Raw genomic sequence first — 18,646 nt, 5'->3', positions numbered from 1 at the left:
GAGGGTTGATAACTTCAAAAATAATCATATATAATTTTAATTTAAAAAAAATGTTTTCAACAATAAAAAAAATAATTTTCTTCGGAACGTTGGGGATGGCAAACCTTTTTTTTGCTCAGAAAACGATGGTTCATTCACACAACGATTACGAACAGAAAGTTCCGTTCTGGTACGCTCTAGGCTCGGGAGTACAATCGATTGAAGCCGATGTTTTTCTTGAAAACAACGAGCTATTTGTCGCTCATAATCAAAAAGATATTACTAAAGAAAGAACTTTTGAAAATTTGTACCTCAATCCTATTGATAAAGCTTTAGAAATGAATATGATCAAACAGGAATCATTGCAGATCCTGATTGACATAAAAACAGATGCGAAAGCAACGTTGGCGCAAATCGTAAAATCTATTCAGAAACATCCGAAAATAGCAACGCAGAATAAAGTGAAGTTTGTAATTTCAGGAAACCAGCCATTGCCGGAAGATTATAATTCATACCCGGACTTTATTTTATTTGATTATCAAAAACTGGATGATTTAACGGCAGATCAATGGAAAAAAGTTGCTTTGCTGAGCTTAAATTTCAAACAATATTCTGTCTGGAACGGAAAAGGGGGGGTAATGGAGAAAGATTTGCCGACAGTAACCGAAGTTATTAAAAAAGCTAAGTCATTCGGAAAACCCTTCAGATTTTGGGCAATTCCTGACGGGAAAACGTCTTGGGAATTTTTTGCTCACAACGGTGTTGATTTTATCAATACAGACCATCCGAAAGAGTGTACAGATTACATAAACAATTTAAAATCACGAACGTTTACCAATACTGTTTTTTCTGAAGTTTATCAGCCAAAATTTTCCTATTTAAAGAAAAAAAGTCCTGTAAGAAACGTTATTCTTCTAATTGGGGACGGAAACGGTCTTTCGCAAATCTCGTCATCGGTTTTAGCCAATAGAGGTCAGTTAACTCTAACGCAACTGAAAAATATAGGTTTGATTAAAACCACCTCTGCAGATAATTTTACAACCGATTCTGCAGCGGGAGCAACTGCTTTTGCTACCGGAAAGAAAACCAAAAACAGATTTATCGGAGTGGATGCCGAAGGAAAAAATACGCCAAGTATAACAGAAATTCTTTCTGAAAAAGGCTTTAATACAGGAGTAATTACAACTGATGAAATTGTGGGCGCAACACCTTCCGCATTTTATGCCCATCAAAAAGACCGCGGAATGGAAAAAGAAATTGCAGAAGATTTGCTGACAAGTAAACTTACTTTTTTTTCTGCCGGAGGAAAGTCTAAAATTTCCCCAAATCATCAGTTTGTGATCGCCAATCAGCCTGAAGAAATCGGGAAAAATAAAGCAGAGAAATTGGCCTATTTTATGTCTGAGAATGGCGTACCGCAAGTTTTGAAAGGTCGTGACAATCTTTTGGCAAATGTGGTTGAAAATAGTCTTGCTTTTCTGAAGAATAAGAAAAAACCATTCTTTATGATGATTGAAGGTGCTCAAATCGACACTGGCGGTCACAGCAATAATGTGGGAACTATCGTTACTGAAGGAATTGATTTTGACAGAGCAATTACAAAAGCCATTCAATTTGCCGATCAGAATCCCGGAACTTTGGTCGTCATTACAGCAGATCATGAAACAGGTGGTTTCAGCATTCCGCATGGAGATATGAAAACGAGTACCGTTGAAGGTGATTTTACAACCGATGACCATTCGGCAACTTTAATTCCGGTATTTTCTTACGGCTCAGGTTCTGAAAACTTTACCGGAGTGTATGAGAACAATGAGATTTTCCACAAAATTTTAAAAGCTTTGAAGCTGAAATAAATAGTTACTTTTACGTATTAGATTTTATTTTAAAGCAGTTTCTGAAAAGGGCTGCTTTTTGTCTTCCCACAGATAGCATAGATTTTAGCAGATGATTAAGAATATTTTAATACTAAAAATAGTGCTGTTTTGCTGAGGTTAATTAATTAATTAATTAATTAATGTAAAATAATTGATGCCAAGAATTCACGAATTTTTAAACTTAAAAATTTGTGTCAATCTGTGAAATCCTTGGAAATATTTTTTTTGGTTGAATAGAATAATCGAAATAAGTTACTTTAGTACGCTCCAAAATATTATCAATTTTATAAATAAGCATAAACAATCTTCTGTTTAAAATATCATAATGAAAAACGGCAAAAAGTTTGTTGAATAAATGCGTAACTTTAGTAAAAATATAGATTATGCAGATAGAAACACGTACCCTGAAAGTAGACGATTACGACGAGTTGGTAGAAACCATGCGCAGGGCGTATCCTCAAATGTCAGAATACGTTTGGTCAAAAAAAAGCATCGCCAAGCTGAATAAAATTTTCGAAGCCGGACAAATCTGCATCACTGTAGATGGAGTGATAGCGGCAGTTGCACTTTCAATTATTGTAAATTATGATGAATTTGGTGACGATCATACCTACAGCGATATTACAGGAAATTATACTTTCAATACCCATATTTCTACCGGAAATGTTTTATACGGAATCGAAATTTTCGTGGACCCAAAATATCGGGAGCTGCGATTGGGCAGGAGGTTGTACGATGCAAGAAAGGAGCTTTGCGAACTATTAAACTTAAAATCAATTATTTTAGGCGGAAGAATTCCCGATTATCATAAATACAGTCATGAGCTTTCAGCAAGAGATTATATCAGAAAAGTAAGAGATAAAGAAATGTATGATCCTGTACTTTCTTTTCAGCTTTCAAACAATTTTTTACCGATAAAAATCCTTAAAAAATACCTTCCCGAAGATGAAGCCTCCCGGGAAAACGCTGTTTTACTTCAATGGAACAATATTTATTACAGCAAAAAGCCAAACACAATGCAGGACAGCGTTGTTCGTTTAGGTTTGGTGCAGTGGCAAATGAGGCATTTTAAAGATATTCACGCTTTCTATGAGCAGGTAGAATTTTTCGTCAATGTAATGGGTGATTACAAATCTGATTTTGTGCTTTTCCCGGAATTATTCAACACTCCTTTGTTGGCACCGTTCAACAATCTTTCGGAGCGTGACAGTATGATCGAGCTTGCTAAAATTACGGAAGAAATTAAAACTAGAATTTCTGAATTGGCGATTAGTTACAATGTCAATATTATTTCCGGAAGTATGCCGATTTTCGAAAATAATGATTTGTACAACATCAGTTATCTGCTTCACCGTGACGGAAGAATCGATGAATACCGGAAAATTCATATCACACCAAACGAAAGAAAATATTACGGAATGAAAGGCGGAAACGAAATCAAAGTTTTCGATACCGATTGCGGAAAAATTGGTTTGGTAATCTGCTATGACGTAGAATTTCCGGAATTACCGAGAATTCTTGCGGATCAGGGAATGAAAATTTTATTTGTACCTTATTTAACCGATACTCAAAATGCTTACACGAGAGTTCGTCATTGTGCTGCAGCAAGAGCGATAGAAAATGAATGCTATGTTGCGATTGCAGGTTGTGTAGGAAATTTACCGGGTGTAAATAATATGGATATTCAGTTTGGTCAGGCTGCAGTTTTCACACCTTCAGATTTTGCTTTTCCGTCGAATGCGGTGAAAGGTGAAGCCACCCCGAATACAGAAATGACCCTGATTGTTGATGTTGATTTGAATTTATTAAAAGACCTTCACTACAACGGTTCGGTACAAATTTTAAAAGACAGACGAACGGATTTATATGAAACGTATTTGAAATAAAATTTTCATTCCTGCTCTCGCAGATTATGCAAATTGAATTGATCTTTCTTATTTGGGTTATCTGCGTGATATTTAAAAATTATAAAGCACTTTATTTTGAAGGTGCTTTTCTTTTAACATCAAAGTTTGTAAAAAATACGTATCAATTATCTTACGTAATAAGAATCCTTTTTATTCTTTTGAATTTCTTTTACACAGAATAATTCTTATGTTTCTTTTGCGGTTAAATAAATTTAAACCAAACTTAAAATACAATCCACATTCAGTTTAAACTAAAAATATACCTTTAAAAATTAAATACTCTGTTTTGAACCTACGATTTTCTATTCTATTTTTCGTTCTTTTTCTTTTTTCATCGAATCTTAATAGTCAGCAAAAACCAGTTAAGATTGCATTTTTAGCCGATGTCCATTTTCAGGATTTACATGGAAATTTTTCAGATTCAGATTTTAAAGGAATTGAAAATCCAAAAACGGGCAAGAAAACCATTCTCAGAACGATGAATTCTCAGCTGCATTCAACAAGGATTTTTAATGAAAATTATTTCGCTTTCCTTACTGCTTTGGATGATATTGCCAAAAGAAATATCAAAATTGTAGCACTTCCCGGAGATTATACAGATGACGGACAAGCCTACAATCTTCGTGGTTTAAAGAAAATTTTAGACGAATATCAGCAAAAATTTCAGATGAGGTTTTTTATGACAACAGGAAATCACGATCCGGTGGGCCCATTTTTGAAACCAGGTGGAAAATCTGATTTTATGAATGAAAATGGAGATGAATTTTCGATTATCAGCGACAAGAATTTAATTAGAAGTAAAGATGAAAATGTAGTTATTACCAAAGATATTGCGATGTCGGGCTATCTGGAAATCTTGAACAGTATGAAAGATTTCGGATTTGCTCCTTCGGCAAAAGATTTATTTTGGCAGACACCTTTCAGTAAAGATTCTTACGATCAATTTAGTTTAAAAAATGCTTTAAAAGATTCAGAATATTCCAGCAGAATGTATGAAGTGAGTCCGGGGTTTTCTGTTCCCGATCTTTCTTATGTTGTAGAACCAACTGAAGGAATCTGGATAATGGCAATCGATGGAAATACGTATATTCCAAAAGATATCACCGGAAATCCGAAGGATGAAAATAATTATCATGGTGCTTCAACAGGTTACAATAATGTTTTAACGAATAAAAAACATTTATTTCCCTGGGTTGAAAAAGTGGTGAATGAAGCCCAAAAACACAACAAAACGCTGATTGCATTTACCCATTATCCGATTCTGGATTTTAATGATGATGCCAATTCCGAAATCAAAGAACTTTTAGGAAAAGACAAATGGCAGATGGACAGAGTTTCAAATGATGAGGTTGCAGAATTGTTTGCAAAAGCCGGTCTGAAATTACACTTTGCAGGCCATATGCACATCAACGATACCGGAATTAAAAAGTTTGAAAACGGAAAAATGCTTGTCAATATTCAGATTCCTTCATTGGCGGCCTATATTCCTGGATATAAAATTCTGACGGTGAATTCACAGGATAAATTTGAAATGGAAACGGTTTCGATTAAAAACGTTCCCAGATTTAATGAATTGTTTCCTTTGTATGAAAAAGAATTTAAAAATTTAAAATATAAAAACTCAAAAGAAATCTGGAATCAGGGGATTTTAAAAACAAAAAATTATCAGGATTTTACATTATTTCATCTGAAAGAATTGGTAAGACTTCGGTTTATTCCTTCTGATTGGCCGAAAGATTTTATTGAAAAAGCTTCTCAACTTTCGGGTAAAGATTTGTTGGAATTGAGTTCAGAAAATCAAAAATTATCCAATCGAGCTAAAAAGCAATTTTCCAAATGGAACTTCGAAGATGTTCTTTTAAATCTTTACCAGTTTCAATCTGCGGATGAACTGGCAAAACAAGATATTCCTAAAAAAAGACTTGAACAATATGAAGTTTTAATTAAGAATTTTGAAAATTTAAAAACGACAGATCAGTTTTTAATTCAGCTTAAAACTTTTTTTAAAATTTTGGAGAAATTATCTTCGGGAGATGCTTCAGACCATTTTAAAATTGATTTTCGGCTAGGCGAAATTGTGAAAATAAAATAGCGAAATTTATTTTACGCCATTCTTCCTGATCTGTAATTTTTTAAGCAAACCAAACAATACAAATCTTCCCGCCAAACACGATTTACCTTATAGTTTAATATTCTGTCGATTCCCTGCACGATGGTAATTCCTTTTGCAATAGACCCTTCTTTTTCCGGTTTGGTTATAGAATTTGATTTTATATTTTCCAGATCTTTCATGTTTCGTTCTAAAAGAGCTTTATCTTCTACCGAAACAGAATCTGAAATAGTTTGTTTTTCATTATTAGGCTCTTTGTTTTGTGCTGAAAACAAAGCAAAGCTGCAAATAAAAAGAAGAATTAAATATAATTTCATAAGTTGAAAAGTGTATCCCAATTTAGTGAAAATTTAGATATGATGTAAAATTTTTTACTTATCTGTCAAACTTTTCAGGAAAAGCAAAATTTCAAAAGAGAAATCCAATGTTTCGACGATAATTTTTTCATTTTGATTTATTTGGTGATAGATTTTTTTGTAGAATTCTTCTGAAGTTTCTTTTTGCTGTAAAAATTCAAAATCTTTATTTTGAGGTTTGTAAACGGTAACTAAAAATTGAAAACAGACGCAACACCCGTTTCAGGATTGGGATAAGAAGCGGTGGTTGTGTCGTTGATTATATTGGACTGAAAATATTTTTGTTTTGCTATTTCAGTCGGGAACTTATGAAAAAAGTTGGCAAATATTCAATAACAAAATAGAATACTTAAAATTTTCTTCATTTTTCCAACCCATTTTAATTAAATTTTTTCTCCATGAATTCCCGTAGCACAACTATAAAAGTAGCTTTCAATATCGACTTTGAGGTGATGTTTTTCAAATATTTCTTTCACCCGATTACAGTTTTCAAAATTCTCAGTGTAAATCCAAAGCATTTTGTAATCATTTGGATTTCCCAAAAATAATTTACCCAAAACCGGAATGACTTTGCCTAAATAAATTCTGTAAGCAGAATATAAAATTTTGTTTTTTGGCTTGGAAACTTCTACAAAACTGAATTTACCTTTATGTTTCAGAATTCTTGAAACTTCTTTTGCTAAAATATCAAGTTGTTGACTGTTAAATGTTTTTAAACCGTAAGCGCAGGAAATAATGTCGAAAAAATTGGATTCTAATTGACTTTCAAGAACATCTTCGCAAAGAAGATTCAATTGGTTTTTAAAAACTTTGTTCCCTTTATTTCTTGACTGAACAATCATTTCATCAGAAAAATCTAATGCTGTAAAACTAGAGTTTGGGAAATTATTTCTAAGATAAGTCCAGTTTTCTCCTAAACCAGAAAGCAGGTCGATGACATTTAATTTTTCGTCGGATTTTCCGAGCTTATTTAAAAATTGTCTTCTCCAACGAATGGAAAAGCCGAAAGAAGTAATGTAATTCATCCTTTCATAAGACCCCGACATTTGATTGAAAAGTTGTTTTACAAATTCTGGTTCATAAATCTTATTCATCAATAGAAATTATTTAATATTCTTTAGGTTTTCATCGTAAAGCCCTACCAAAAGACTATTTCCGTTCTCGTCAACTTTCACTGCACCATATTTTGCTTTCGCATATTTTTCGCCTTGTCCTTCCTGAAAAAAGAAAGATTCTGCGCCGATATTCACATTCCAGTTGTTGGATGAAGTGTAATTGATTAAATATTCTCCCTGTTTCAAAGGGGTCGTATTTTCCTGAAATCTCTGTTTTTGTGCAACACCGTTTTTGTCTAATTTTACCACACAATATCCTCTTTTAGGAAAAGATTTTTCATTGAAATCTTCTGAAATGCTGTAACGTAAAGTCATGTAATCTCCCTGCATCAAAGAACGCGGATCAACAGGAGCTAACGAGAGCAGAATTAATTTTCCATCTTTTAAAAGAGTTTCCTTTCTGGCAACAGAAAAATTAAAATAGACCAAAAGTATAATGAGATTTAAAACAATAATCAGCCATTTATATTTTTTCATCGGATGATAGTTTTTTATGGGTTAAAAAGTAGAGACCAAGAAACAAAACACCTGAACAAAAAAGGACAATCGATTTGGTAAGCAGCGTGTAATGAAGGTCATAATAATATTGTGAAACAAAGTAAACAAACGCTACAACACCGATAACTAAAGAGGTTTTGTAGTTTACCAAAAAGCTTAACAGAATAATTAAGATCGCTCCCGAAATTGACGGGGCAAAAATCGTTGGCAATAACATCAAAACTGAAAGTGCGTAAATCCCATATTTTTGTTCGCTCTTTTTGATATTCAGCATCTCAAAAAGATGAGAAATTACGTACAAAATTGCCAAAATAATAACTACTGAAGAAATCCAGAAATTTCCAAATGTATGTTCAGCCAGATAATCAACACGATAATTTTTTCCCAAAAGATATAAACCGGCTAAGAAACAAAAAATTAATGCAATACGAACTGAATCATACAGTTGTAAAAATGATTTATTGAAGGTGATTAATTTTGATTCTTTCAGATACATGAAAGTAAGAATTACAGCCAAAAGAGAAATATAAATATGAATTAAATCAAAGCTTTTATTTGATATTATTAAAAACAAAAATCCTCCGCAGATAATCAGTACCGAAATAAATGAAATGAGATAAGACCGCACGATCAATAAAGCTGAAGTTGCGATTAAGATAAAAATAATACTGACGAGGTTTTCATCCGTTTCCATTTGTACTAATCCTACTCCAAGGAGAATAAATCCTATAATGTAGGCTGAAATACTGAGCGTATCTAACAGTATGTTATCAGTTACTTTGGTTATGAATGCTCCAAAAATAATTAAAAAAATTCCGAGTATTAATAATCCTAATTCTGAATCGTAAATTCCTGTAATAAAAAGAAATCCTACAAACAGACAACTTGCCATGATTCCACCGAAAATGGATAAAATTTTTATTGCCAAAGACTGATGATTATCGCTTTTCTCGTAAGCTTTGTAAATTTCTTCTTCGTTAAATTTCAAATCTTGACCGGTTGAATTCTGAAGAGAATCCAGGAGTTGTTTAATATCTTCTTTAGTTCTCATTTTTCCATTTTTTTTGAAGATTAATAAGCGTCATAATCACCGCAGTGACACTTCCAATCACGAAAAGACTTACAAACAGAAACATTCCGCCGTCATTCGAAAAATTGATGAATACAGAGGTCATGATTGAAATAATACTGAATGATATAATCGAAAGATAGAATGCACTTTTTGAGTTTAAACCATGCCAGATTCCCAATGCATAAGTCGTTAAAACAAGCATGGTAAATAAAATTGAAAAACCTTCATGATTATCATAAATCACGATAATCATCCCCATTGTTCCAATGACTGCGCAAGAGAGAGCTAAAATATGGGTAAACCAAATAGGAATTGCAGAGATTTTCTTCTGATTTTTCAACAGAAGAGCACAAATTAGCGCAATTGCATTAATGCAGAAAAGTAGGGTTGCGATTAATAATTCGTCCCAGTCTTTGGCAACCTGCTGCGTATAAAGAATAAAAGTTGTGTTGATTAAAACAATAAAAAGCAACCACAACGGAGCAAAATTTGAGACAGCGACCCACAAAGCAATGAAAAGCGTCCACGCTAAAAAGAAATCGTAAGCATTGGCTCCGGTTTGATAAATCTGTCCGAAAACTGCAAATAAAACACCCACCAAAAACGAGGCTCCCGTAAGAATAATATTTCGGGTATTCTGATTGATTTTAGGAAGCAGCGCAACGATTGTTGTGGCAATGACGAGCACTTCAGTCAATCCTATTTTAGCAAATTTGTGTAAATCTGCCCAGTTGTAGGCGAAAAAGAAAAGAATTCCGGCGGTAGTAAAACCCACTCCAAGTGTGATAAAGAACAAACGCAGAAATTTCTGCCACATTTCTTTATCATTGTACACATTGTCTTTCAGAAGCCGCTCAAATTCCGCCTCGCTCATATTGCTGTGAAGGCTGATTATTTTGAGATCTTCACGTTGGATATTTTTCATTCAATTGTTTTAAGGGAATTAAAAAGTTTTAATATTATAAGACGATTAATTCATTTTCAATTGAACTAAACTACAAAAAAGTGATGTAATGTTGTGTTTTTATTTACAAATCTTTGAATGTTGTAAACAGTCTGTAATTAGTTAATGGGTTTAAATAAACCCCTTTAACAGGAATCGCAAAATTATTTTCGATCTTATAAAATTCCGATGGATAATACATTTTCACAGAGTTGCTGTCAAGATTAGAAACATCATATTTTTCATCATTGAAAGTCTTATCGAAACCGAAAAGATTTTCAAGCGTCTTTATACTTGCATTTTCGGTGAATTTCGGGTAACTGTAATATTGACCTTTTTTATTTACATAAACTTTATCAAACTGATACTTCTGATGAAAATAATGACTGCCATCTTTACTTTTTGAAATGTATAAAATGACAGAATCGCTTTCTGCAAATCCTGGAGTTCCATAATGATCATATGCAATAAATTCTATGGTATCACTTTCAAGATAATTAAACATTTTTCTTAAAACCTGATATTTACATTTAAAAGCTCTGTCCATAATGTAATGTTTCCTGATAATTTTAAGAGTGTCACCCGTATCTTCATCAATTTCATATTCACCTGTAAGTTCATTTTCTTTATTTTCATTGGGATCAAATTCTGTCACAGAAATTTTCTTTCCTACAAAAGCATATAGATTTATGCTTTTATTTGCTCCGCCATCCTTAAGTTTTTTTGAAGTATTGATGTAGGCTGATTTACAGGAAATCAAACAAACAAATAAATAAAAAAGTAGTTTTATGAATGTTCTATTCATTTCTAAAATTAATAATCTAAATTTTCAAAATACATTTGCAGTTCCAGTGCTCTGCTTTTCACAATTTCTTTTTTCCTGTCTTCAGCAATGGTGTACCAAATGGTTCCTTCTTTCAATTCAAAATAAAATTTAGAAATTAAAGCAAATTCTTTATCTCTGTAAATCATCCATTGTTTTTGCGACTCTTTCAAGGTTTCAAAAGTCTCATTTGGAAGTTTATTTTTTAATAGATTATAGTATTTATTGAGTTCTTTATCCCAAGATTGTGTTGCTTGAATGGTGCAGCTTCGCATTTCAGCATTTGAAATGTCTTTTTTATCAAGACAATTAGATTCTGTGAGATCTATCAAATTTTCCTGCTGATCTTTATTCTGAGAAAAAACAGAAATTGTAAGAAAAAGCAGAATTGCCATAATTATATTTTTCATCACATTCTTTTGTAGAGATTTGCATATCTTGTGAAACGGGATATTGTAAAGTTATTCAAAAACAGACTTATTGATGAAAGGAAATTGGGTAGAATAAATAACTTTTATGCTATCCCCAATTTTATATTTTTTATTATAGCTTGGTTTTTGATACGTTTTACCATTCAAATTAAACTCGTAATAGTAAGAATAAAACTCAAACATATGAGAACCTCTGCCACGTTCCTTTTTATCAATGATTTTAGCATTAACTTTTTTAGTTTCTAAATAATCAATTATATTTCTATATATAAGAACATTTCGGTTCAGATAAATAATAAGAGTAAATATCAATATGAGAAAACCTATTTTCTGAATTTTATTTAGTTTTTGTTTATTTTTCAAATTTCAATATATTATTTGGAAGATAGTTCTATCAAAACAATCCTCTCCTCAACTTCTTTCAGCAAGCCTTTCCCAACCAATTCCTCCACACAAAACTTCACCACCGTCTCAATCTGAGAACCCACTTTCGCAAAACCAAAAGTCTTACAAACTGCACGAATCAATTCCTCTTTATTCAAACTCAAACTCGAATGCATCAATTCCATAATAGCTACCGAAATTTCTTCAGGTGCAATCTCATCAATCAGTCTTTTTTCGACAGAATTATCTCTGTAAAAATCTAAATTTTGAGGTTGAAGATTTTCGCTCCAGTAAAATTTCTGATAACTTTCTGTCGTTTGTAAATTCGGGATGGAATTCAACATTTCTAAAAGATACGAATTGAGTTTTCCGCCGGCTCTTGAAGTATTCCAAAGTTTTAAAATCTTTCTGAATAAAGAATTCTGGCTAATCGGAGATTCGGTATCAATAATCGTTTTTAATTGACTTAAAAGAACCTGCTTATTTTCAAAAGAATAAATCGTTTCTGAATTGGCATTCGTTTCAGGAATCAATCCTGCTGCAACATACGGAATCATTTTTAAAGGTCTTTCCGTCGCTGAAACTTCATTTAGAAATATTTTTTCTGATGTTTTTACTTCACTAATTTGCTCCTTTTTTTCCTGAACCTGCATTTTTATTTTTTCAATTTCACACTGTATTTTAGTGACAATTTTTTCTTTATTTTTAATCCAGTCCAGCGTCCAGATTCTGAAAACATTCCAGCCCAAACCTTTCAGAACATTCGGAACAAGCAGTTCTCGGTCGTTCGTCGTATTGATGTTATAATAATTTTCACTGTCCAGCAAAACCGCCATCAGATATTCGTTTTCATTTTCAGGATTGATGATTCCGATGTCAATTTTATATTCTGAACTTCCGATATTTGTTTTAATCTTAAATCCGTTTTCTTCTAAAGTTTTCGCCACCGAATTCACCATCAGTTTCTGCTGATTCATATTAGAATTTGAGTTTTGATACCCCAAACCTTTTTCAGAGAAATTCAGGAAGTTTTTTAATCCTAAAACACCTTCAGAATTTGTTCTGTTCATATCAATCTGGTCGCCTTTTAATGAAGAAAAAACTTTCATTTCGTATCGCGCTCTCGTCACGGCAACATTCAGTCGTCTCCAACCTCCGTCACGGTTGAGCGGACCGAAATTCATCGAAATTTTCCCGTCTTCATCAGGTCCGTAACCAATTGAGAACAGAATAATATCCCTTTCGTCACCCTGCACGTTTTCAAGATTTTTAATGAAAATCGGTTCTTCAGAATTGATCGCCAATTCTTCTAAATTTGGAGTTTCCTGAAATAATTTCTGCAGTAAATCTTCAATCAAACTCTGTTGGGTCTGACTGAAAGTGACCACACCAATCGATTTTTTGTCATTCTTTTCAAGATGATTTTTAATGTAATGAATAATGGCTTCCGCTTCATTTTTGTTGGTTCTCGTTTTTCCTTTATCATAAAATCCGTCAACAAATTGAAAGGTTACTTTTCTATTTAAGTCATCCGGAGACGGGAACGTGAGCAATTTATTATCGTAGAAATGAGCGTTCGAGAAAGAAATCAGACTTTCATGCTTACTTCGGTAATGTCTCAACAGATAATTCGACGGAATTGAAAGCGCAAGACAGTCATCCAATATACTTTCTAAATCTTCCAGTTCAAAATTTTCTTCGTCTACTTTTTGGGATGCAAAAAAACTGGTCGGAGGCATCTGTTTCGGATCGCCAACAATAATCGCCTGTTTTGCTCTTGCCAAAGCACTCACCGCTTCAGAAGTCGGTAACTGTGAAGCTTCATCGAAAATTACCAGGTCAAAATGTTCTTCATTCACATCAAAATACTGCGCCACCGAAATCGGACTCATCAGCATACAAGGTTTCAGCCTCGGAATTAAAGTCGGGATTTGGTCGAACAATTTTCTGATGGATAAACCTCGTCCTTTATTTCGAATTGCTTTCTGCAAAATCCCGATTTCAGAGCTTTGAACGGCTTCCTGCGAAAAATTAGGAATTCGGTCGCTGAGTTTCATGATCAATTGATTTTTCGTCAGTTCCGTAAATTCTTTGTGGAGATTTTTATACTGCTGAATCTGAGATTCGTAAATATTGGCATCAAAACCGTTCAAAGTTCCCGAACTGTAAATGGTTTTAATGAATAAATTCAGATGAACGACTTTTTCAAATTCCAGTTCGATAGATTCGGTATCAAGCCAGCCTTTTTCAAGGAAACTGATGAACCAGTTTAGGTTTAAATCCTGTGCTTTTTCCTTTAAACCGTTAAAATTAATCCAGTCTTCCAGCTGATGAATATTTTGAACAATATTTTGTAAATCTGCATCATTGGGAACTTCATGCACAAATTCCAAAAGATGAGTTTCTGCATTTTCAAAATCTTTCAATGTCTTAACAACTTCAGAAATAATCTGATTATTATTTTGTTTTAAAGAAAAATCTTTCAACCATTCCGGGAAATTTCTGATGGAATTTTTCTGAGCTAAATCTTTTGCATTTTCAATAGTCTTTAAATCTTTTTCAATCGCAGAAAGATCAAACGAAGTTCCATTAAAATAAAGACTTGTCACGGATGAAAGCGCATTATAATGAAGATTGCTGAGCTGATTTTTAATCTGCTGATAATTTTCAAGCTTTTCAAAAAGTCCGTCAATCTGAACATCAGATTCAATTCCAGATTTTGCATAACCGTTTAATTGTTGCTTTACTTTTCTCTGCTTAAACCATTTTGGAATAAACCAGGTATGTTTCGCCTGATTCCAAATTAGTTTTAAAGAAGCGAAATCGATATTTAAAATGGAAGCATTAAAACTTGCCGTAATTTGATTTTCAATTTGTTGAAACTGCGTTTGCTGAGTCATCCAGTTTTTAAATAAATTCAACTGACCTTCATTGAAAACCAAATCTATCAAAGCAGATTTTACAGGATTATCTTTTAAATATTCAAGAATTTCAATGCTATCGAAATTGGAAACTTCATTCAGCTGAAACTGATTTTTCACCTGTTCGGCCAAATTTTTCTTTTCGTTGAATTTTGAAATTGCCGAAAGAATCAGATTTTTATTTTCAAACTGATGTGTTGAAGTTTTTATAGGTCTTAAAGCGTGAAGGGAAGGCTGCCCGATTTTTCTCACAATCGATGCAAATGGAATTAACCAGTCTTTCCACTGATTCCAGTTGAAAATATCGGCACTTTCCAGCGGAAAATTAATGTGAAAACGTTCGTCTGATTTTACGTGATTCGTTTCCAGAAAGGCAATTGTATCAAACAAACTCCAGCCAATCGGGAATTTCTGATGCAGTTCATTGACGTATTTTCCGAGTTCTTTTCGGCGTTCATCAAGTCTTTTTGCTTCTTCGTGATAATCGGCATTGATTTTATACTTCGGAACTTCCAATGTTCTTTCAAACTGTTTCAGAACATCCGATTTTTTAGATTTATTGGAATGTAATTCAAGACAAAATGCTCCCAGACCAATATTTTCCAAACGGTGATGAACCACATCCAAAGCAGCTTTTTTGGCAGCAACGAAAAGTACTTTTTTATCATTTGACAGCGCATCGGCGATGATGTTGGTAATCGTCTGAGATTTTCCCGTTCCCGGAGGTCCGTGAAGGATAAAACTTTTGCTGAGATTGGCATTTTTTACGGCATTCAATTGAGAATTGTCGGTTGAAATTGGTAAAACGAGTTCTGCAGCGGAGATATTTTCTAAACTTTGGGCATCATTTTTTACGCTTTCTAAAGTTCCGGTCAATCTTCCGTCAATCAGGCTTTTTACAATCGAAGATTTCTGAATTTCTTCTGAATATTTTGAAATATCCTGCCAGAGAATCAGTTTATTGAAGGAGAAAATTCCCAAAACCAACTGTTCCAGAACATCCCAACCTTCCAAATTCAGAACGGCATTTCGGATAATCGCCAAAACTTTCGGTACATCAACTCCAGATTCGTCCATCGGAAGATTTTCGAGGCTGTTGATGTTGAGTTTAAATTCCTGTTTTAAATATTCCAACAACGTAATATTGATCATTGTTTCCTCTTCACGACTTCGAAGCGTGAATTTAGAATTGACAGATTTTCTCGACAATTCGACAGGAACCAGTAAAATCGGAGCCAGTCTTGGAACATCTTTATTTTTGGGTTCAAACCATTTTAAAAGTCCGATTCCCAGATAAAGCGTACTTTTTCCGTTTTCTTCTTCGGCTAATTTTGCGCTTCGGTAAAGGTTGGTGAGAATATTATCCAAATCATCCTGATGGTAATACGTTAAAAGCCGGTTGTATTTAAACTCATCTTCCGCCAGTTTGAAAAGCGGTTGCGATGGGTGTAAAGGTTCGCTGTACAGATTGTATTTTCTGAGAATTGCCTGATTATTGTCAGGATGAATCGTGAAAGATTTTCCTTCGGCTAAATTATCTTCAAGGACATTTATTTTGGTATCGATCAGTTGCAGTATGCTTTTGGTAAAGCGTAAATTGAGCAGATTATTTCTAAGCGATAAATCCAAAAGTTTCCTTTCCCAGACTTTCTGTTTGGTTAAATTGGAAATATCCGTCAGTTCCAAATCATCATATTGTGTTCCCAAATCAAAATCCTGATCCAATTCATTTGAATTTTTAATAGAATCAAAATCCTGATTTTTAATCGTTTCATTTTTAAGAAGTGGGAGAGGGGAAATTCCCGCTGACCTTGCGTTTTTAATGTCTAATGAAAGCAGAAATCTTGAAGAATCCATCAGTTGAGTTTCTGCAGAATTCATTGCATCTTTGAAGGAGATGTTAATTCCTTTGCATAAACTGGTCGACTCAATTAAAGCAATTTCTTTAATTCCTGAAGCGATTCTTTTAGAAATGGCGGCTTGGTCAAGATTAATCATTCCGTCAAAACGTTGATCATCGAGCCAGACTCCGACAAAAGCATGACCTTCAGTCACAACGATAATTGGGTTTAAATCAATCGCTTCCAGACACGCCGCAAAAAGGAGAGAAATGTCGATGCAGTTTCCGAATTTTGTTTCTAAAACTGTGTCTACAAGCCTTATTCTTTGTCCGTTCTTCTCAAAACTGGGCGGCATTGCACTGTAAATGAGTTCCAGATTCTGAATGGATTTGTAGATCGCCGAAACCATCTGCAAAACTCTTTCCTTGCTTTTTTGCTGATAACCTTCAAAGGATGGTGTGAGTTTATTTCTTGCTAAAATATCAATCGCATCCGCTTTGATTTTGTACAGAGAAGTAGTATTGGAAAGAACATACGAAGCCAAAAGTTGCGGGTAAGACTGCAATCCGCCAAAGTAATCCATCGGCAGAACTTCAATGCTGAAACTTTCCTCACAGATCGATTCGCCGTTTTTTAAAACCTGAATTTTAATCTGGTCTAAATCTTTTTCCGTCAATCTTTTCAGCAGAGAATGATTAAAAACAAAATTGAAAAGTGAAATTTTATACAGTGAATTTTGCCTGATTTTATCAATATAAACATCGTATTTTTCAAATAAACCTAAAGATGAGGTAATCTGAATATTCAGATTTTCAAAATCTTCGGTTACTTCTCTGAAAGAAATGCTCTGCAAAAAAGACAGTTGATTAAGGCAAAAAGTATAGTTGAAATAAGGATTGTACTGTATCTGTAAGTCAAACGGAATAATCTGATGCATAAGTGTATTTTGTAATCGTTCTCCCTTTCGGGAGAAAATGCAATTTAGAAATAAATGGGTGAATCACAAAATGGTTTGAGGTAAAGAGATTTATCGGTAACCAAATTTGGTGAGAGTAAATGACTGTTTATAAATATTAAGAGTTTGGTTTCTAAAGGTCTGTTTGTCATTCCGCAGGAATCTCAACATACAGAAAATAAAACAGTTTAGATTCCTAAGGAATGACAAATTGACTGCCGATTTAGATTATATAACTAAAAAGGATATTCAAAATATTCTTCTTTTTTTGATTCTTAAATCATTATTTTTCCATATTATTAAACATGAAAAAGTTATCCCAATTTACATTTACCATCGCCATCAGTTTTTTATTTCATCAGAATTTAGAAGCTCAGCAAAAAGCACCAACTCAGGATTCTTCAAAATATACCATTGAAAACTGTGTCAACGAGTTTGATTTAGCAAAAGCGAAAAAGACAAATGTCGGTTATCAGTATTGGTTTGCCGACAAAAAATTAACTGAAGAAAATACATTAAAGATGAGCATTGTAGAACCGGGAAAATCTACCCACGCTCCACATCATCATCCTGAAGAAGAATTTTTTTATATTCTGGAAGGAAAGGCTGCGTTTTATCTCAATGGAAAAACGGTGGAAGTCGGTCCAAATACCAGTTTGTATTGTCCGCCAAATTCTGAGCATGGAATAAGCAATGCGGGAGATAAAGATTTGAAATATTTGGTGATTAAGAAGGATTTGAGGTGAAGTGAATTTTTAATAAATTTAAAACCTCCAATTTTGGAGATTTATTATTTATGTTTTTTTAATCTCTGCTAAAAATTGATTTATCTCTTCAGATTTCTGCGTCCCAATCAAAAGTTTTTTACCATCCTTAAAAACCAATTGAAGTCCGATGTTTCCTGAAATGTTGTATGCTTTTCCGTTTCCGAACATTCCGCCTCTCAATCCCCAACCTCCGTATTCTGTAATCGGGGAATATTCTCTAATGAATGCTTTCTCTACATTTTTCCACTGGAAATATCGGAACTGTAAATGGAATGGAAAAAATCTTACCCTGATTCCGAGCTCATCGATTTTAGTTTCCAGTTTAATAATAAAAAACAGGATGAAAATAATGACTGAAACGGATGATGAAGCAATCAGTTCGCCCGTTGAGAAGTATTCAAGACTGTCAGTAAAGTTATAAATAGAAACTCCTAAAACGAAAATAAGAATCGACCAAAGCCACCATTGTCTGAAGTGTTGTTTTTCGCAGAAGGCAGAATTCTCTTGCATAGGATTAATTTTACTTAAAAGTAGAAAATTTTGTTGAATTGTTACTGGAATTTATGTTTTAAGAAAGTTTTAAGGTTTAAAAAAGCAATTATATACAGAATATTTCTACTTTTGAGAAAATAACATTTATGGTTATAGGTAAATTATCGAAATTTGGGTT

At 33.5% G+C, this 18,646-nt stretch carries 14 protein-coding genes; 4 read left to right on the top strand and 10 right to left on the bottom strand.

Annotation, left to right across the window (positions count from 1 at the left end):
* Nucleotides 1-50: 50 nt before the first annotated feature.
* From ACOOWA_RS14805 to ACOOWA_RS14795, 3 genes are all read left to right on the top strand, one after another.
* Nucleotides 51-1,832, top strand: a complete 1,782-nt coding sequence (locus ACOOWA_RS14805; protein WP_421376350.1) for an alkaline phosphatase — start codon at nucleotides 51-53, stop codon at nucleotides 1,830-1,832.
* 404 nt (nucleotides 1,833-2,236) lie between these two features.
* Nucleotides 2,237-3,739, top strand: coding sequence for a nitrilase-related carbon-nitrogen hydrolase (locus tag ACOOWA_RS14800; RefSeq protein WP_421376349.1), 1,503 nt, complete (start codon nucleotides 2,237-2,239; stop codon nucleotides 3,737-3,739).
* 307 nt (nucleotides 3,740-4,046) lie between these two features.
* Entirely contained in the window at nucleotides 4,047-5,852 is a 1,806-nt protein-coding gene (locus tag ACOOWA_RS14795; RefSeq protein WP_421376347.1) for a metallophosphoesterase family protein, read from the top strand.
* Between the two features lie 11 nt (nucleotides 5,853-5,863).
* On the opposite strand, the gene ACOOWA_RS14790 is transcribed toward ACOOWA_RS14795, so the two are convergent.
* The 9 genes from ACOOWA_RS14790 to ACOOWA_RS14750 form a co-directional block, all read right to left on the bottom strand.
* Nucleotides 5,864-6,187, bottom strand: a complete 324-nt coding sequence (locus tag ACOOWA_RS14790; protein WP_421376345.1) for a hypothetical protein — start codon at nucleotides 6,185-6,187, stop codon at nucleotides 5,864-5,866.
* Nucleotides 6,188-6,609: 422 nt separating this feature from the next.
* Nucleotides 6,610-7,320 (bottom strand): class I SAM-dependent methyltransferase, encoded by a 711-nt coding sequence (locus ACOOWA_RS14785; protein ID WP_421376343.1) that lies wholly within the window; start codon nucleotides 7,318-7,320, stop codon nucleotides 6,610-6,612.
* 9 nt (nucleotides 7,321-7,329) lie between these two features.
* Nucleotides 7,330-7,818 carry a GDYXXLXY domain-containing protein gene (locus ACOOWA_RS14780; RefSeq protein ID WP_421376341.1) on the bottom strand — a complete coding sequence of 163 codons (489 nt, stop codon included), beginning with the start codon at nucleotides 7,816-7,818 and terminating at the stop codon, nucleotides 7,330-7,332.
* On the bottom strand, nucleotides 7,805-8,890 hold the full coding sequence (locus ACOOWA_RS14775; protein ID WP_421376339.1) for a DUF4401 domain-containing protein: 1,086 nt from the start codon (nucleotides 8,888-8,890) through the stop codon (nucleotides 7,805-7,807). Before ACOOWA_RS14775 ends, ACOOWA_RS14780 begins: the two co-directional genes overlap by 14 nt.
* Nucleotides 8,880-9,836 carry a DUF2157 domain-containing protein gene (locus ACOOWA_RS14770; protein ID WP_421376337.1) on the bottom strand — a complete coding sequence of 319 codons (957 nt, stop codon included), beginning with the start codon at nucleotides 9,834-9,836 and terminating at the stop codon, nucleotides 8,880-8,882. The genes ACOOWA_RS14775 and ACOOWA_RS14770 overlap by 11 nt, the downstream gene beginning before the upstream one ends.
* A gap of 103 nt (nucleotides 9,837-9,939) precedes the next feature.
* Complete coding sequence (locus ACOOWA_RS14765) at nucleotides 9,940-10,659, bottom strand: hypothetical protein (RefSeq protein ID WP_421376335.1); 720 nt, start codon at nucleotides 10,657-10,659, stop codon at nucleotides 9,940-9,942.
* A gap of 8 nt (nucleotides 10,660-10,667) precedes the next feature.
* On the bottom strand, nucleotides 10,668-11,087 hold the full coding sequence (locus ACOOWA_RS14760) for a lysozyme inhibitor LprI family protein (protein ID WP_421376333.1): 420 nt from the start codon (nucleotides 11,085-11,087) through the stop codon (nucleotides 10,668-10,670).
* Nucleotides 11,088-11,138: 51 nt separating this feature from the next.
* On the bottom strand, nucleotides 11,139-11,471 hold the full coding sequence (locus tag ACOOWA_RS14755) for a hypothetical protein (RefSeq protein WP_421376331.1): 333 nt from the start codon (nucleotides 11,469-11,471) through the stop codon (nucleotides 11,139-11,141).
* Nucleotides 11,472-11,482: 11 nt separating this feature from the next.
* Nucleotides 11,483-17,191 carry a DUF3320 domain-containing protein gene (locus ACOOWA_RS14750; RefSeq protein WP_421376329.1) on the bottom strand — a complete coding sequence of 1,903 codons (5,709 nt, stop codon included), beginning with the start codon at nucleotides 17,189-17,191 and terminating at the stop codon, nucleotides 11,483-11,485.
* Between the two features lie 323 nt (nucleotides 17,192-17,514).
* Between ACOOWA_RS14750 and ACOOWA_RS14745 the strand changes: the two genes are divergently transcribed.
* Nucleotides 17,515-17,955 (top strand): cupin domain-containing protein, encoded by a 441-nt coding sequence (locus ACOOWA_RS14745; protein WP_421376327.1) that lies wholly within the window; start codon nucleotides 17,515-17,517, stop codon nucleotides 17,953-17,955.
* Between the two features lie 48 nt (nucleotides 17,956-18,003).
* Here the strand turns inward: ACOOWA_RS14745 and ACOOWA_RS14740 are convergent, their stop codons facing one another.
* On the bottom strand, nucleotides 18,004-18,486 hold the full coding sequence (locus ACOOWA_RS14740) for a hypothetical protein (RefSeq protein ID WP_421376325.1): 483 nt from the start codon (nucleotides 18,484-18,486) through the stop codon (nucleotides 18,004-18,006).
* Between the last annotated feature and the right edge of the window lie 160 nt (nucleotides 18,487-18,646).

This window comes from Chryseobacterium sp. GP-SGM7 (genome assembly GCF_049166575.1).
Lineage (GTDB): Bacteria > Bacteroidota > Bacteroidia > Flavobacteriales > Weeksellaceae > Chryseobacterium.
Note: the sequence above shows the minus strand (reverse complement) of the source record. Positions and strands in the feature narration are given on the sequence as shown.

Excerpts from the sequence above, each read along its gene's own strand:
- ACOOWA_RS14780 (WP_421376341.1), bottom strand. The coding sequence starts at position 7,818 with ATGAAAAAATATAAATGGCTGATTATTGTTTTAAATCTCATTATACTT.
- ACOOWA_RS14760 (WP_421376333.1), bottom strand. The coding sequence starts at position 11,087 with ATGAAAAATATAATTATGGCAATTCTGCTTTTTCTTACAATTTCTGTT.
- ACOOWA_RS14765 (WP_421376335.1), bottom strand. The coding sequence starts at position 10,659 with ATGAATAGAACATTCATAAAACTACTTTTTTATTTATTTGTTTGTTTG.
- ACOOWA_RS14745 (WP_421376327.1), top strand. The coding sequence starts at position 17,515 with ATGAAAAAGTTATCCCAATTTACATTTACCATCGCCATCAGTTTTTTA.
- ACOOWA_RS14790 (WP_421376345.1), bottom strand. The coding sequence starts at position 6,187 with ATGAAATTATATTTAATTCTTCTTTTTATTTGCAGCTTTGCTTTGTTT.
- ACOOWA_RS14785 (WP_421376343.1), bottom strand. The coding sequence starts at position 7,320 with ATGAATAAGATTTATGAACCAGAATTTGTAAAACAACTTTTCAATCAA.
- ACOOWA_RS14775 (WP_421376339.1), bottom strand. The coding sequence starts at position 8,890 with ATGAGAACTAAAGAAGATATTAAACAACTCCTGGATTCTCTTCAGAAT.
- ACOOWA_RS14750 (WP_421376329.1), bottom strand. The coding sequence starts at position 17,191 with ATGCATCAGATTATTCCGTTTGACTTACAGATACAGTACAATCCTTAT.
- ACOOWA_RS14800 (WP_421376349.1), top strand. The coding sequence starts at position 2,237 with ATGCAGATAGAAACACGTACCCTGAAAGTAGACGATTACGACGAGTTG.
- ACOOWA_RS14805 (WP_421376350.1), top strand. The coding sequence starts at position 51 with ATGTTTTCAACAATAAAAAAAATAATTTTCTTCGGAACGTTGGGGATG.
- ACOOWA_RS14770 (WP_421376337.1), bottom strand. The coding sequence starts at position 9,836 with ATGAAAAATATCCAACGTGAAGATCTCAAAATAATCAGCCTTCACAGC.
- ACOOWA_RS14740 (WP_421376325.1), bottom strand. The coding sequence starts at position 18,486 with ATGCAAGAGAATTCTGCCTTCTGCGAAAAACAACACTTCAGACAATGG.